General features: G+C 55.8%; 13 protein-coding genes. 2 read left to right on the top strand and 11 right to left on the bottom strand.

Annotation, left to right across the window (positions count from 1 at the left end):
• The first annotated feature begins 41 nt into the window (after window positions 1-41).
• Window positions 42-1,484 (top strand): protein adenylyltransferase SelO, encoded by a 1,443-nt coding sequence (gene selO / locus FDW88_RS16870; protein ID WP_137363002.1) that lies wholly within the window; start codon window positions 42-44, stop codon window positions 1,482-1,484.
• Here the strand turns inward: selO and FDW88_RS16865 are convergent.
• From FDW88_RS16865 to ppsR, 8 genes are all read right to left on the bottom strand, one after another.
• Window positions 1,481-2,260 carry a heme ABC transporter ATP-binding protein gene (locus FDW88_RS16865; protein WP_137363001.1) on the bottom strand — a complete coding sequence of 260 codons (780 nt, stop codon included), beginning with the start codon at window positions 2,258-2,260 and terminating at the stop codon, window positions 1,481-1,483. The genes selO and FDW88_RS16865 overlap by 4 nt on opposite strands.
• On the bottom strand, window positions 2,253-3,245 hold the full coding sequence (locus FDW88_RS16860) for an iron ABC transporter permease (protein WP_137363000.1): 993 nt from the start codon (window positions 3,243-3,245) through the stop codon (window positions 2,253-2,255). Before FDW88_RS16860 ends, FDW88_RS16865 begins: the two co-directional genes overlap by 8 nt.
• Entirely contained in the window at window positions 3,245-4,066 is an 822-nt protein-coding gene (locus FDW88_RS16855) for a hemin ABC transporter substrate-binding protein (RefSeq protein ID WP_137362999.1), read from the bottom strand. The genes FDW88_RS16860 and FDW88_RS16855 overlap by 1 nt, the downstream gene beginning before the upstream one ends.
• Complete coding sequence (locus FDW88_RS16850; RefSeq protein ID WP_137362998.1) at window positions 4,063-5,091, bottom strand: hemin-degrading factor; 1,029 nt, start codon at window positions 5,089-5,091, stop codon at window positions 4,063-4,065. The genes FDW88_RS16855 and FDW88_RS16850 overlap by 4 nt, the downstream gene beginning before the upstream one ends.
• Window positions 5,092-5,137: 46 nt before the next feature.
• Window positions 5,138-7,120 (bottom strand): TonB-dependent hemoglobin/transferrin/lactoferrin family receptor, encoded by a 1,983-nt coding sequence (locus FDW88_RS16845; RefSeq protein WP_137362997.1) that lies wholly within the window; start codon window positions 7,118-7,120, stop codon window positions 5,138-5,140.
• Between the two features lie 75 nt (window positions 7,121-7,195).
• On the bottom strand, window positions 7,196-7,384 hold the full coding sequence (hemP, locus tag FDW88_RS16840) for a hemin uptake protein HemP (protein WP_135912137.1): 189 nt from the start codon (window positions 7,382-7,384) through the stop codon (window positions 7,196-7,198).
• A 178-nt stretch (window positions 7,385-7,562) separates the two neighbouring features.
• Window positions 7,563-8,609, bottom strand: a complete 1,047-nt coding sequence (aroH, locus tag FDW88_RS16835; RefSeq protein WP_096757239.1) for a 3-deoxy-7-phosphoheptulonate synthase AroH — start codon at window positions 8,607-8,609, stop codon at window positions 7,563-7,565.
• A 155-nt stretch (window positions 8,610-8,764) separates the two neighbouring features.
• Complete coding sequence (ppsR, locus tag FDW88_RS16830; RefSeq protein WP_096757238.1) at window positions 8,765-9,598, bottom strand: posphoenolpyruvate synthetase regulatory kinase/phosphorylase PpsR; 834 nt, start codon at window positions 9,596-9,598, stop codon at window positions 8,765-8,767.
• Window positions 9,599-9,927: 329 nt separating this feature from the next.
• Here ppsR and ppsA point away from each other — a divergent pair, with 329 nt between their 5' ends.
• The gene (gene ppsA / locus FDW88_RS16825) at window positions 9,928-12,306 is read left to right on the top strand and encodes a phosphoenolpyruvate synthase (protein WP_117343008.1); all 2,379 of its coding nucleotides are present in this window, start codon (window positions 9,928-9,930) and stop codon (window positions 12,304-12,306) included.
• 93 nt (window positions 12,307-12,399) lie between these two features.
• Here the strand turns inward: ppsA and fadK are convergent, their stop codons facing one another.
• The 3 genes from fadK to FDW88_RS16810 all read right to left on the bottom strand — a co-directional run bounded on the left by fadK (window position 12,400) and on the right by FDW88_RS16810 (window position 15,686).
• A complete protein-coding gene (gene fadK / locus FDW88_RS16820; protein ID WP_137362996.1) occupies window positions 12,400-14,025 on the bottom strand; it encodes a medium-chain fatty-acid--CoA ligase in 1,626 nt (541 codons plus the stop codon).
• A gap of 81 nt (window positions 14,026-14,106) precedes the next feature.
• Window positions 14,107-14,400, bottom strand: coding sequence for a ferredoxin family protein (locus tag FDW88_RS16815; RefSeq protein ID WP_137362995.1), 294 nt, complete (start codon window positions 14,398-14,400; stop codon window positions 14,107-14,109).
• A complete protein-coding gene (locus FDW88_RS16810) occupies window positions 14,397-15,686 on the bottom strand; it encodes an FAD-dependent oxidoreductase (protein WP_137362994.1) in 1,290 nt (429 codons plus the stop codon). The genes FDW88_RS16815 and FDW88_RS16810 overlap by 4 nt, the downstream gene beginning before the upstream one ends.
• Window positions 15,687-15,689 lie beyond the last annotated feature (3 nt).

Raw genomic sequence — 15,689 nt, 5'->3', positions numbered from 1 at the left:
TAACCGTTCGTTAACAGTCTACACTAGAGGCAGGAGGCCCTATGACCCTGTCTTTTACCACCCGCTGGCGTGATGAATTGCCAGCAACCTATACGGCACTTTCGCCTACTCCCCTGAAAAATGCGCGCGTAATTTGGCATAACGATATGCTTGCTGAGCAATCAGGGATCCCGGCTACGTTGTTTAATAGTGAAAATAACGCAGGCGTTTGCGGCGGTGAAACGCTGCTTCCCGGCATGTCGCCGTTGGCGCAGGTCTATAGCGGACATCAGTTTGGTGTTTGGGCAGGGCAGTTGGGTGACGGACGCGGGATCCTGCTGGGCGAACAGCTGCTCGCCGATGGCTCGACGCTTGACTGGCATCTGAAAGGCGCGGGACTTACGCCATATTCGCGCATGGGAGACGGGCGTGCGGTACTGCGTTCGACGATCCGCGAAAGTCTGGCCAGCGAAGCCATGCATTATCTCGGGATCCCCACGACGCGAGCGCTGTCGGTGGTCACCAGCGACACGCCGGTCTACCGCGAAACGGTAGAAGCCGGGGCGATGCTGATTCGCGTGGCGCAAAGTCATATGCGCTTTGGTCACTTTGAACACTTCTACTATCGTCGTGAACCCGAAAAAGTACGTCAACTGGCCGATTTTGCGATTCGCTATTATTGGCCGCACTGGCAGGACGAGGCGGATAAATATCAACGGTGGTTTCAGGACGTGGTCACGCGCACCGCGACCTTAATTGCCGACTGGCAGACGGTAGGGTTTGCGCACGGGGTGATGAACACCGACAACATGTCGATTCTGGGGCTGACGATGGACTACGGTCCCTTCGGTTTTCTGGATGACTATGTGCCTGATTTTATCTGTAATCATTCGGATCACCAGGGGCGATACAGTTTCGATAATCAACCGGCTGCCGCGCTGTGGAATTTGCAGCGGCTGGCGCAAACCCTGTCGCCGTTTATTGCGGCCGACGCACTCAATGACGCGCTGGATAACTATCAACTGGCGCTGCTGACCCGTTATGGGCAGCGAATGCGACAAAAGTTGGGCTTCTTTAGCGAGCAAAAAAACGATAACGAATTGCTCAGCGAACTGTTTAGCCTGATGGCACGGGAAAGAAGCGATTTTACGCGAACGTTTCGTATGCTGAGTCAGACGGAGCAACATAGTGTGTCTTCGCCGTTGCGCGATGAGTTTATCGACCGCGCAGCATTTGATGACTGGTTTGCGCGCTATCGTTCACGTTTGCAACAGGATAACGTGGCGGACGAAGTAAGACAGGCGCAAATGAAAGCTGCCAACCCGGCAATAGTGTTACGCAACTGGCTGGCGCAGCGGGCAATTAGCCAGGCAGAGCAGGGGGATTACGCTGAACTGCATCGCTTACACATTGCGTTGCGCACGCCGTATGCCGACAGGGATGATGACTATGTCAGCCGTCCGCCAGACTGGGGTAAGCGGCTGGAAGTCAGTTGTTCAAGCTAACGGGCGAGAAAAACCTGCGGCGAGGCGTTAGTCGGGTGCAGGCCAATGTGAAGCTGAGCGCCGTACCAGCGCATCAGCTCATTGGCCTGTAATACGGCTTCCGGCGTCCCCTGAGAGACAATATGTCCGTCATGGAGCAAGATAATTTTGTCGGCCCACAGCGCGGCAAGATTGAGATCGTGAAGGACTATGCATACGTGTAACTCCCCCGCAGCCGTTAGCGACGTTAACAAACGTAACAGCTGCTGCTGGTGGTAGAGATCTAACGCTGAAGTAGGTTCATCAAGGAATAGCCAGCCGCGCGGCGCGCCGTCGCACCACAACTGCGCCAGCGCACGGGCAAGCTGTACACGTTGCTGCTCGCCGCCGGAAAGCGCGGCGTAGTGCCTGCCAGCTAGCGGTGTACATCCGGTCATCGCCATCACCTGAGCAATAAGCGCCGGTTCGGGTCGTTGGGTCCAGGGCGCTCGCCCCATGGCGATCACGGCTTCGACCTGCCAGTCAAAGCCTATCTGTGTTTGTTGCCGCATGACTGCGCGATGGCGAGACAGACTCTGTATACGCCAGTCATTCAGCGGTTTTCCGTTCAGTAAGCAGCGCCCGGCTGTCGGTGTCAGAAAGCCGGTCAGCAGGCGCAGCAGCGTGGACTTTCCCGCACCATTTGGGCCGATCAACGCCACCAGTTCACCCTTTGTCAGCGTCAGTGACACGTCGCGAATCACCGAACGATCCGCCACATGATAGTACAGATTTTCGGCGATGAAATATTCAGCCATGCGGACCTCGCTGACGAAAAATAAGCCACAAAAACCACGGCGCACCGAGAATACTGGTCAACAGACCCACCGGCATCTCAGCGGGCGAAACCGCTGTTCGCGCGAGGGTGTCGGCGATCAACAGTAAACATGCCCCCGCCAATACAGAACCTGGGATCACCGCCCGATGATCGCTACCAAGCCACATGCGTATCAAATGAGGGATAACCAAACCGATAAAACCAATTACGCCGCAGACCGCGACGGCTGCGGCTACTAACAGTGCGCTGCATAGCAGTAAAATGCACTGCACCCGACGGACATCCACGCCAAGATAGTGCGCGTCTTCCTCTCCGAGCTGCAGCAGATTCAGCGTCGGGGCTAAACGCCAGATGAAAAGCACCGTGGGCAGCATCAGCGAAGTGACCGCCAGCAGTGTTGACCACTGCGCGGTCCCCAGACTGCCCATCCCCCACAGCGACAACTGGCGCAGTTGCGCATCATTGCTGACCCACGACAACACGCCGACCGCAGCTCCACACAATGCATTGATGGCAATACCCACCAGCAACAGGCGTGAAAGCGAACCGTCGCGCTGTTGACTGAGGATAAAAATCACTCCGGTGGTGGCGAGTGCGCCGAGAAATGCCGCCAGCATCGGGGCATACAGCATCAGCAGCGCCGGTAAGGTGACCGGTAATACTACCCACAATGCGACGGCGCAGGCGGCTCCGCTACTGATCCCCAACAGACCCGGATCGGCAAGTGGATTGCGAAACAACCCCTGCATCACACAGCCCGCCAGCGCCAGTGAACCGCCAATCACCAGCGCCAGCAGCACGCGCGGCAGTCGAATAGTGAGCCAGATTTGACGCAGCGCGCCATCTCCCTCGTGCCAGAAAAGGCTTACCGGCAGACGCAATGCGCCAAAACCGGTGGCCACAATCGTCATCACGACCAGCGTAGCGGCCAGCATCCACAAAGAGCAGGTGATACGCCAGGGCATCAGGGCAATTGCTCCGCTTTGGCACGCAGTTGCTGGATGGCCTGCGGCGTACGCACGCTAAAACCCAGCAATGCCATATCGTCAATCTGCAACACCTGCTTATTACGACCAGCGGGCGTTTGCGCCAGTCCCGGCAGCGTCCACAGATTATCTTCACCCCCCATCGCGTTGACGCCGTCTTGGGAAATCACCACCAGATCGGGCTGACTGGCAATCACTCCTTCTTGAGACAAGGGTTGGTAACGGGTAAACCCTTGCATAGCGTTGCGCAAACCTGCGGCACGAATGGCTGCATCGGCTCCGGTTTGCTGTCCGGCCGCCATGGCGGTCATTCCGCCGTGATTGAGAATGAACAGCACGCGTTTGTTGAGTTCCGAGGAGGGCAGTTCAGCCAGCGCCTGGCGTAGGGTTTGGCGTAGCGCCTCGCCTTGAGCCTGACGATGGGTTGCCTGTGCAATCACCCGGACTTTCTCATCAATCACGCTAAGCGCATTACCTGCCGGCACCGTAACAACGTTGACCTGACTTTGCTTGAGCTGTTCAAGCGCCAATGAGGGCTGCGCCTGCGCGCTGGCCAAAACCAGCGTAGGGCGGGTGGCCAGGATCCCTTCGGCATTGAGCTGACGTAAATAGCCCACGTCCGGCAATGCCGTTGCCGCCGCCGGCCACTGGCTGGTGCTATCCCGCGACACAAGGGATGACTGCGCGCCCAGCGCGAAGACAATCTCTGTCACGTCACCGCCGAGGGCGACCACTTTCTCTTCGGGCGCGGCCTGAGCCGTCAGCGGCAGAAACGCCATCAGGACCCACAGTATCTTCATGCGGCCAGCCCTTTCGGTGCTAACGCGTCGATTTGCGTACGCCATTGCTTCTGTTCTGGCTCGCCTTCCGTACGTTGCCCATACAGCTGGGCGATTTGCGTACCGTCTGCTGCAAACAGTTCCAGGCTGGTGACGTGACCGTCAGCGGTCGGCTTACGCGTGACCCACGTCTCGGCGACGGTCTCTTCCAGCAGATGCAGCGTAAAGGTCGGGTTGAAAATATTCAGCCAGCCTTTCATTGGCACCAATTTTTCTACCACGCCGGTAAAAATCTGCACGCAGCCGCGGTTGCCGACAAATACCATAATTTCGTTGCCATCCTGACGTGCAGTTTCCAGCAATTGGGCCACCGCACTGTTCGCCACTTTGCAGGCCAGATCGTCACCCACCAGGCGAAAGGCCTGCTGACGGGTTAGGTTGTGGCATTTCAGCAGGCCAAAAAACTGGTGCACATCGGTCATGGTGCGCCACTCTGCATCTACCGCCGTAGCGTCTGCGTTAACGCCACAAACGGCGGTTTCGAGTGTTTGCAGCATCAGCGGTGGGTTTTCCGCAAAGATGAAACGGGTCAGCAGCGAGCCCCAGGCAGCAATATCGGTATGCTGCGTGGTGTAGACCTTTAGCAACGCGTCGCCCTGACTATCGAAAAACTGGATGCTCTGGCGCTCGCCGTGAGCGGTGTTCTCGCTGATGTGAAATGCGCAGGCCCATTGATTCAAGAACAGGCGCAGATCGAGGGCGCGCGGATTCAGAATGAGCCCAGCATGGCCGTTCAGGTGTTGATTCGTAAACGCACCAATAACTTCATGCACTGCGTATTCATTGCGACAAATGCATTTGGTTTCGCCCACGGCCTCCAGTGCACAGAGGATCTCGCGCACCTCACCGCGCAGGCGCCAGGCGTCATGACCAACGCGCGCAAAGGCTAGTTCAGCTTCGCTGATATGCAGCAGACCTGCGATGTCACGGGCGTACTTGCCAGGATGTTCTTTTTTCAGTTCCAGCCAGCGGGTGTAGTAATTCATTGCCTCTTCCTTTCCGATTGCTGCCCCGGTGTCCGGGGCAAAGTGATTACCACTGATAACTCACGAAAATTTTGCCGTTGCGTCCATCTTGTGGAATGCCCTGCGGCGACCAGTACGCTTTGTCAAAGGCGTTACCCAGCACCAGCGTGGTGGTCATGCCTTTCAGCGCCTGCTGCCCCTGGTAGCTGACATAGAAGTCGTTGACCGCATAGCCGGGCTGTTTAGTGTAGCTGTTGCTGATATGGGTTGAACGGTCGGCAAAGGTACCGAGCCAGCCAACTGAGAAACCGCTGTGCGCGACAGGCACGTTTAGCTTACTGGTGACGGTGTCCGGGTTAATGCTGGAAATATATTCACCGGTGTCGGTGTCTTTGCCGCGCGTGCGGTTATAGGCCAGATCCAGGCTGAACAGATCGGTGGAATAAGTTGTCATCACGTCCCAGCCCCAGATTTTGGCGTTAGCAACGTTGTAGGACATCGTCGTTGCGGCGGCGAAATCGACGCGGGTGGAGATATAGTCTTTCGCTTTCGTGTCAAAATAGCTGGCTTTAAATTCAAGGGCATCGTTCGCCAGCAGCAAATCGTCAAAGCGCAGACCAAAACCATACTCCTGCGTTTCGTTGGTTTCCGGGCGCAGATTCGGATTAGGTACCCAGTAGTTGGTGTAGAAGCGACCGATGGAGAAGTGTTTTGCATCGTTGTACATTTCGCCCATGGTTGGCGCACGGAAGGCCTGGGCGTAAGATCCAAACAGCATCAGCCAGTCGGTTGGGGTTACGGTCATTCCTGCGCGGGACGACCATTTATCGGCATCGACATCTGCGTAACCGTCGCTGCTACCGCGGTAAGAGTCATAACGCGTGCCGCCCAGCAAGGTCACCGGCAGGTCACGCAGGGTGATTTCGTCCTGTAGCCAGCCGGAGCTGAAATCAATTTTCGCCTGTGGGAAACCGGTAGTGGCTCCCGCTGGTTTTTGCTCCTGACGATAGTACTCGCCGCCATATGTCAGCAGATGCGCGGCAAAGGTGTCGCTAAACAGGCGCGTACGGTTGTCAATCTTCCCACCTGTGGTGGTTTGCTTACGAAACTCGCCGGTGGCATCCGGGTTTTGTGCGTTAATGCGCGCTTCAGACCAGTAAATGCGCGCATCGGCATTCAGCCAGTTATTATCCGCCGGGGCTACCGAGTAGGTCAGTTGGGCATCGCGCTGGATCGTCGAACGGTCGGTCATTGGATTGCTGCTGTCAGCGTCACTGGCCTGCGGGTTTTTAGGTTCCCGTGCATCGTTGTTGTAATAGCGCAGTGAGCCGGCCAACGTCTGGGCGTTGTCAATTTTCCAGCTGCCTTTCGCCAGCATATTATTAATCGCTTCGTTGTTCGGCGCGGTGGTGCCGTTACTCTGACGGAGGTCACCCCGGTCACGGCTGGACCAGGACAGCAGTCCGTCCAGCGTATCGGTGCGGCCATACGTGCTGGCACCCATCCCGAGGCTGTGATCCCCCGTGGCAGCGGTACCGAACACGCGATACCCGCTGTTTTTTCCCGCGCCCAGTAGATCGCTGGCATTCGCCGTCTCATAGGCAATGACGCCGCCCAGTGCGCCGCTGCCGTACAGCAGCGCGGACGGGCCGCGCACCACTTCAATACGCTTGATGAGGGCAGGATCGAGGAAGGTGCTGTTGAGGTGTCCGGTGTCAGTGCCTTGACGGACGCCGTCAACCAGTACCAGCACGCCGCGTCGGTCGTAGCCGCGCAGATTGACGTCCTGGCCGTTGGTGCGACCGGTGCCGTCAAGAGTCAGGCCGGGGACCCTGCGCAGCAGGTCTGCGGCGGAGCTGGCGGTTTGATTTTCCGGGGCCGTCGCGTCGATGACGCTGACCATCATCGGTGCTTCAAAGGCGCTGCGAGCATTGCCGGTCGCGGTAACGGTCATGTCTTCAACCGCCGCGTAGGCGGCGCCAGGAAGACTGCAGACGATCGCCAGCGCCAGCAGCGATGGGCGCATCCTCGCGGTGTGCAGGTAAGGCATAGCAACTCTCCATTAGAAACTCGAAAAGCGCTGGCTGCCTGGGGATAACCTGGGTGGCTGGCGAAATGTGTGGGGTTATTTCGTTAAAATTAGTTTTCCGGCATGGGTCTGGCGCAGCAGGTAATGCTGCCCGTCATGCTCAATGATCACACGTCCCTCATTGCCCAGCAGGCTTTTGCTGTCAATTCGACGCTCAGCGACGGGGGCAGGGAGTGGTGTCTTCTTTTTTGCAGGCGTTGCCGTTGTGTTATCCATACGTGACATAGTGTTTAAAAATAACAATCAATGTAACAATGATAATCATTATCATAAAAGTAAAAATTTGCGGCAAGCCTTTTTGTGAAAAAATTGTGACGAGAGCGATTTTTGAGCAAAAAAGAGGAAAAAACAGGAGGAAAACAAGGGATTGTCACCGGGTAACATATGCTACCCGGCGAAAAAGTTAGAAGCGGCTATCCACCGCAGCCGCGAGTTTTTCGACCAGCAGTTCGGTATCTTCCCAATTCAGGCAGGGGTCGGTTATGGACTGACCGTAGACCAGCGGCTGACCGCTGACGATTTTTTGTGTCCCTTCGCGCAGGAAACTTTCTGCCATAATCCCGGCAATGGCCGTTGAGCCATTGCGAATTTGCTGACAGACGTCATCACACACTTCCAGCTGGCGGCGATGCTGCTTCTGGCAATTGCCGTGGCTGAAATCGACGACCAGATGCTCCGGCAGCGAAAATTCATGCAGCGTATCGCAGGCGGCGGCAATATCTTCTGCAAAGTAATTCGGCTTTTTACCACCGCGCATGATGATATGCCCGTACGGGTTGCCGCTGGTCTGATAGATGGTCATCTGACCGGTTTTATCCGGTGAGAGGAACATATGGCTGGCGCGGGAAGCGCGAATCGCATCGACGGCGATACGCGTATTACCATCCGTCCCGTTTTTAAACCCAACCGGGCAGGACAGCGCAGAGGCCATTTCACGGTGGATCTGGCTTTCGGTAGTACGTGCGCCGATAGCGCCCCAGCTGATCAGATCGGCAATAAACTGGCCGGTGACCATATCGAGGAATTCGGTGGCCGTAGGGACCCCCAGCTCGTTGACCTGTAGCAGGAGTTTACGCGCCAGCTCAATGCCGTGGTTAACGCGGTAGCTGCCGTTAAGGTCCGGGTCGGAAATTAAGCCTTTCCAGCCGACGACGGTGCGCGGTTTTTCAAAATAGGTCCGCATCACGATTTCCAGGCGTGCCTGGTGTTGGGTGCGCAGCGTCTGCAAGCGCGTGGCGTACTCCAGGGCCGCATCGAGGTCGTGAATCGAGCAGGGACCCACGATCACCAGCAAACGAGGATCTTCGCCATTCAGTATTTTTTCTATCCGGCGTCGGGAATCCGTCACGTGATGAGCGACAGAGGACGACACAGGATGCCGTTGCGCCAGCTCAGCGGGAGTGACCAGATTGTCAATACGCGCAGTACGGAGTTCATCAGTTCGGTTCATTACGTGTCTCAGAAATTTGTTGCTTCAACGGCAGGACTACCGGGAAGTGATGCGCATCACGATAAACCAATCCCTGCTGATTTCAAGTGCGAGGCGTGTCACACCTCGCAAGCCAAAGTTTATGCTAACAAAAAATGAACCATTGCACTAGCATTCTAGTACATGCGACGATTTAGTCCCATAATATCGAGGATCTTGGTGGCAATTTCTTCTACCGAATAGTTGGTACTGTTGAGCCATGGGATCTTGTTTTTACGGTATAACGCTTCAACTTCGGCTACTTCCATGCGGCACTGACGCAGCGAGGCATAACGACTGTTTTCTCTACGCTCCTCGCGGATCGCCGTCAGACGTTCTGGATCAATGGTCAGACCAAAAAGTTTGTGTTGCAGCGGTTTTAGCGACGCGGGCAGTACCAGGTTATCCATATCATCGGCAATAAAGGGGTAGTTCGCCGCCCGAATGCCAAACTGCATCGCCAGATACAGGCTGGTTGGCGTTTTACCGCAGCGGGAGACGCCGAGCAAAATAACCTGCGCCTGATCGAGGTTGCGCAACGAAATACCGTCATCGTGGGCGAGGGCGTAATCAATGGCGGCAATGCGTGCGTCGTACTTATTGAGGTTGCCGGGATTCAGTCCGTGCGTGCGATGAGCGATTGGAGTCGGGTCGAGTTTCATCTCATGTTGCAGCGGTGCGACCAGCGCCTGGACGATATCCTGACAGAAGCCCTCGCTTTGCAAAATGATTGCGCGAATCTCCGGCAATACAATGGAGTAGAACACTAACGGGCGTACGCCCGTTTGCTGGTAAATGGCGTCAATCTGGTCTTTCACCGCGCGGGCGCGGCTCTCATTTTCAACAAACGGCAGCGTAATACTGCTGATCGTAACCGGAAATTGCGACATCACTGCGTGGCCCAATACCTCTGCGGTGATGGCCGTGCCATCAGAAATATAAAATACGTGACGATCAACAGCATTATCCATTTTGCTCATCCTGGGGGCAGATATAATTCTCTGAAAGCATAAATTAAAATGCGTCAGAAGCGAATATTGTTGTCGCCATTTTATAAAATGAAACGGTATTTTTATATTTACTGAAAAGTACATTTCATTTTTCGGAACGAATGTTTAGACCGACTGTTTTTGTGGTGATCCCGTGCCGCTCGCGGGTTTGCGCAAATGCGGAAACAATCTGAAAAAATAAAAAATAAAGTTGCTTGAACGATTCACCGTTTTTTTCGCCGCGGTAAATATGCCAAGATAATTACGCAAAATTGAGTTTCCTAACCTCGTTCATATATAAGGATTGTTCGATGTCCAACAATGGCTCGTCACCGCTGGTGCTTTGGTATAACCAACTCGGCATGAATGATGTAGACAGAGTTGGAGGCAAAAATGCCTCCCTGGGTGAAATGATTACTAACCTTTCAGGTATGGGTGTTTCCGTACCGAATGGTTTTGCAACGACCGCCGATGCGTTTAACCTGTTTCTGGAGCAAAGCGGTGTAAACCAGCGCATTTATGAACTGCTGGATAAAACGGATATCGACGATGTCACCGAGCTTGCCAAAGCCGGGGCGCAGATCCGCCAGTGGATTATCGACACTCCTTTCCAGCCTGAGCTGGAAAATGCCGTCCGTGATGCCTACGCGCAGCTTTCCGCGGACGATGCCCATGCCTCTTTTGCCGTGCGCTCCTCCGCCACCGCAGAAGATATGCCTGATGCTTCATTTGCCGGTCAGCAGGAAACGTTCCTCAACGTCCAGGGCTTTGATGCCGTGCTGGTGGCCATCAAGCACGTCTTTGCTTCGCTGTTTAACGACCGTGCAATTTCTTACCGTGTGCACCAGGGTTATGACCACCGCGGCGTAGCGCTTTCTGCTGGCGTTCAGCGGATGGTGCGATCCGACCTGGCCTCTTCGGGCGTCATGTTCTCTATCGACACAGAATCTGGCTTCGATCAGGTGGTGTTTATCACCTCCGCATGGGGCTTGGGCGAAATGGTGGTGCAGGGTGCCGTTAACCCGGATGAATTCTATGTGCACAAACCGACCCTGGCGGCTAACCGTCCGGCTATCGTGCGTCGCACCATGGGTTCGAAAAAAATCCGCATGATCTACGCGCCGACCCAGGAACACGGCAAACAGGTGACGATCGAAGATGTGCCGCAGGAACAGCGCGATATTTTCTCACTGACGAACGAGGAAGTGCAGGAACTGGCGAAGCAGGCGGTGCAAATCGAGAAGCACTACGGTCGTCCGATGGACATTGAATGGGCGAAAGACGGTCACACCGGCAAGCTGTTTATTGTGCAGGCGCGTCCGGAAACCGTTCGTTCTCGCGGCCAGGTGATGGAGCGTTATACGCTGCATGCGCAGGGCAAAATCATTGCTGAAGGCCGTGCTATCGGCCACCGCATCGGTGCGGGTCCGGTAAAAGTCATTCATGACATCAGCGAAATGAACCGCATTGAACCTGGTGACGTGCTGGTTACTGACATGACCGACCCGGACTGGGAACCGATCATGAAAAAAGCGGCGGCGATTGTCACCAACCGTGGTGGTCGTACCTGTCACGCGGCAATCATCGCCCGTGAACTGGGGATCCCGGCGGTAGTAGGCTGTGGTGATGCAACCGATCGCATCACGGAAGGCGAGAATGTGACCGTCTCCTGTGCCGAAGGTGACACCGGCTACGTGTATGCCGATATGCTCGACTTTAGCGTTAAGAGTTCCAGCGTCGAAACGATGCCGGACCTGCCGTTGAAGGTGATGATGAACGTCGGTAACCCGGACCGTGCATTCGACTTCGCTTGCCTGCCAAACGAAGGTGTCGGGCTGGCGCGTCTGGAATTTATCATCAACCGCATGATTGGCGTGCATCCTCGCGCGCTGCTGGAATTTGATGACCAGACGCCGGAACTGCAAAACGAAATCCGCGGAATGATGAAAGGTTTTGATTCGCCGCGTGAATTCTACGTCGGTCGTCTGACCGAAGGGATCGCGACGCTGGGTGCGGCGTTCTATCCAAAACGCGTCATTGTGCGGATGTCAGACTTTAAGTCCAACGAGTATGCCAACCTGGTCGGCGGCGAGCGTTACGAGCCGCATGAAGAGAACCCGATGCTGGGCTTCCGCGGGGCAGGCCGTTACGTGGCAGACAGCTTCCGCGACTGCTTCGCACTCGAATGTGACGCGGTGAAACGTGTGCGCAACGAGATGGGACTGACTAACGTTGAAGTGATGGTGCCGTTTGTGCGTACCGTGGCGCAGGCCAAGGCAGTGGTGGAAGAGCTGGCTCGTCAGGGTCTGAAGCGCGGTGAAAACGGGCTGAAGATTATCATGATGTGTGAGATCCCATCCAACGCCTTGTTGGCTGAGCAGTTCCTTGAGTACTTCGACGGTTTCTCTATCGGCTCGAACGACATGACGCAGCTGGCGCTGGGGCTGGACCGTGATTCCGGCGTGGTGTCTGAACTGTTTGATGAGCGTAACGACGCGGTGAAAGCGCTGCTGTCGATGGCGATTCGCGCGGCCAAGAAACAGGGTAAATACGTGGGTATTTGCGGTCAGGGCCCCTCTGACCACGAAGACTTCGCGGCCTGGCTGATGGAAGAGGGGATCGACAGTCTGTCGCTGAACCCGGACACCGTCGTACAGACCTGGCTGAGCCTGGCGGAACTGAACAAGTAATACCCTGCCGGATGGCGGCGTAAATGCCTTATCGGCCTACGGTCAGCATTATTCGTAGGCCGGATAAGGCGCGAGAGCGTCGCCATCCGGCATTCATACCTTGCTCAGGCGCTGAATAATATCCTGACGAAGTTGATACTTCTGAATTTTACCGGCGGCGGTGCGCGGTAATTTATCGACAATCACCAGATGTTCTGGATATTTGTATTTTGCTACCCGCTTGCGGCTAAAGAAGGCCACCATCGATTCCAGCGACAGCGAGTGATGTGGCGGTTTAAGCACCACGTAAGCGCACGACCTTTCCCCTAAACGCTCGTCCGGCATTGCCACCACGCAGGCATCGTGAATATGCGGATGCTGCAATAAAATGTCCTCAACCTCACGGCTGCTGATATTTTCGCCACCGCGCACGATAATATCTTTCTTACGTCCGGTAATCTTAATGTAGCCCGCCTCGTCCATGCGGCATAAGTCACCGCTGTAGTACCAGCCGTCTTGATCCAGTGCTCTGGCAGTCATTTCGGGTTCATCAAGGTAGCCCATAAACACGTTCGGCCCGCGCGAGGCTTCTTCGCCCTCCACGCCAGGTGGCAGCGTATTACGTGCCTCGTCAACCACTTTAATTTCAACGCCCGCAGCGGCGTAGCCGTCGGTATTCATCATGTGGGAAAGCGAATCATCGAGATTCACCACTGCATGCGGTGAGCTTTCGGTCGAGCCGTAAACACTTAACAACTTAATGCCGCGCTGCTGACACTCGCGGGCAATTTTCTGCGGAATGGTGGTGCCCCCGCATAAGAAAAAGCGTAACGATGAGAGGTCGTAAGGCCGTTTTTCCACGCAGCACAGCATGTCATAGACGAAGGGCGTGGCGCCGAGGACGCAGGTACAGCGCTGTTGCTCCAGCAGTTCAAGACAGGCTGTTGGGGTAAAAATATCCAGCAGCACGCTGCGTGCGCCGATTAAAAAGGGGGCCGTGACGCCGTGCAGAAAACCGGTGGCGTGCCCCAGCGGTGCAGGCATTAAAAAAACATCCTGCCAGTTGAGGTTAAGGCGGGCGCAGTAGGCGCGTTCGCTGGCGAGAATGTTGTTATGGGTCAGCATTACTCCTTTTGGCATACCCTCTGTGCCGGAAGTGAACAGCACGGCGGCTAACGCGTCGGCGTGCACGCTAACGGTGTGGGTTAACGGGGGGGAGGTCAGAAGCTGGCTTAGCGCCAGCGAAGCAGTTGCCGGGGCCAGTTTATCCACGGCGATAATTTGTTGCAGGTGCGGCAACTGATTCTGTAAGGGCAGGATCAGATCCACCGGGCGAGTCTGTTTAAACAGGGTTGGCGCAAAGAAGAGCTTCGCCTTACATTTGTTTAGCACCCATACCAACTCTGCTTCGCGCCAGGCAGGCAGTAGCGGTACGGAAACGGCGCCGGTTTTCAGGCAAGCCAGATAAATTACGGTAAATTCACACCAGCCCGGCAACTGGAAGGCCACACGATCGCCGGGTTGAATGCCGCTGGCTAAAAACCAGGTGGCCAGGCTGCTGGCGGCGCGGTCGAGTGCGGCGTAGGTGTAGGCATCGCCGTGATTATCGACCACGGCAATTTTATCCGGTACGGCCCGGGCGGTCTGGCTCCAGTAATCGCCCAGTGAGGCATCACCCCACAGTCCTTGCTGTCGCCAGGCATGACGACGCTCGGCGTTAAACGTTAATCTGACACTCATTGCTTTGTCCCTGGATGATTGCGGCATACGTCTTGCCGGACGGCGACTGGGCCTTATCCGGCCTGCAACTGGCAATATCCGTTATCCATAACGAAAATCGATGCCAAAAGTGCCGAGCGGGTACGTCCATTGTTCAAGTATTGTTTCGCCGCACAGCACCCGACAGGTTCCGCACTCCAGACATCCGGCGGAATCGAAATGGATATTTCCGGCCTCGTCCTGCTTGTACAGCCCGGCGGGGCAGGCATAGAGCAGTTTGTGAAACTCGTTCAGATCCGGGTGGGTGGCCAGAATAATGTGCGGATGTCCTTCATCAACGTTGAATTTATTGACGCCCAGCTTGACGTCAACGTTCACGGTGTTGTCCTGGTTCATAACGCGGTCGCTCCCTTAATGCCGTCTTTCAGTAAGTTCATTAACCCAATGCGTTTTACATGGGGCATGATCCTTTTGCGCATTGGGGGCGTCGGACGTCCGTCAACGGTGAATATTTCGCTCATAATATCCGCCACCATGCGCGGGTACTGGGTGAACAGACGTGGGTTTTCCATCAGTGCCGGGATCTTGCGAAAATGCTGTAACTCATGCATGACGCAACCCTGCTCGAGGGAGCGATTGTATTCCATCAAGCTGTTGGCGGAGAAATCCTGGCGTTCTTTCGCCGCGATAGCCGTTTTCGCCGCCGCCTCTGCGGAGGCAATGGCCAAATCCATGCCACGGATCGTATACCCCAGATTCAGGCAGAAGCCGGCGGCATCGCCGACGATCATCACACCGTCATCGACCAGTTTAGGCACCATTGCCAGGCCGCCTTCTGGCACCATATGCGCCGAATATTCCAGCAGTTCACCCCCGGCAATCAGCGGACGAATGGTTGGATGCTGCTTAAAGTCTTCCAGCATTTGTGGAACGCTCTTCGTTGCGTGGGCGATATCGCCCAGCCCACAAACCAGGCCCAGAGAAATTGAATCCTGATTGGTGTACAGAAAACCACCGCCCATCAAGCCGTTTGACGGGGAACCGGCAAACAGCCAGGCCGCGCCGTCGTTGCCCGAAAGATTGAAACGGTCTGCAATGACCGCGGGCGGCAAGCCAATCAACTCTTTAACGCCGACGGCATAGTGGTGTGCTGAAGCGGGCGGGACCATGCCGAGCGAGCGACCGAGTAGGGAGTTGACGCCGTCAGCGAGGATGACGATGTTAGCCTCCAGAACATCGTCACCGGCCTGAACGCCCGTGACCTTATTACCTTCGCGGAGTAATGCATCGACGCGTACGCCTGGAATAAACTGCGCGCCAGCCTGTTCGGCTTTATCCATTAGCCACGGGTCAAAACGGCTGCGTAAAACCGTGTACGAATCCTGCGTTGCGGCCGTGTTTTTTTCACCATGAAAATCGAGCGTGACGGCGCTTTCTTCGGTTAGAAAGGAGATTTTTTCGCGCGTCACTTTGCGTTCGACAGGCGCTTCCTCGGCAAATCCTGGCATGATGCTTTCAAGGCTGTGTGCATAGAGACGCCCGCCGGTCATGTTCTTACTGCCTGCACTGTTTCCGCGCTCGATGACCAGTACGTCCAGTCCGGCTTTTGCCATTACGTAGCCAGCGACCGCTCCCGCCACGCCTGCACCAACCACAATGGCATCAAATTTTTCATCTGACATGCT

The organism is Citrobacter sp. wls829, assembly GCF_005280825.1.
GTDB classification, from domain to species: domain Bacteria; phylum Pseudomonadota; class Gammaproteobacteria; order Enterobacterales; family Enterobacteriaceae; genus Citrobacter; species Citrobacter gillenii.
Note: the sequence above shows the minus strand (reverse complement) of the source record. Positions and strands in the feature narration are given on the sequence as shown.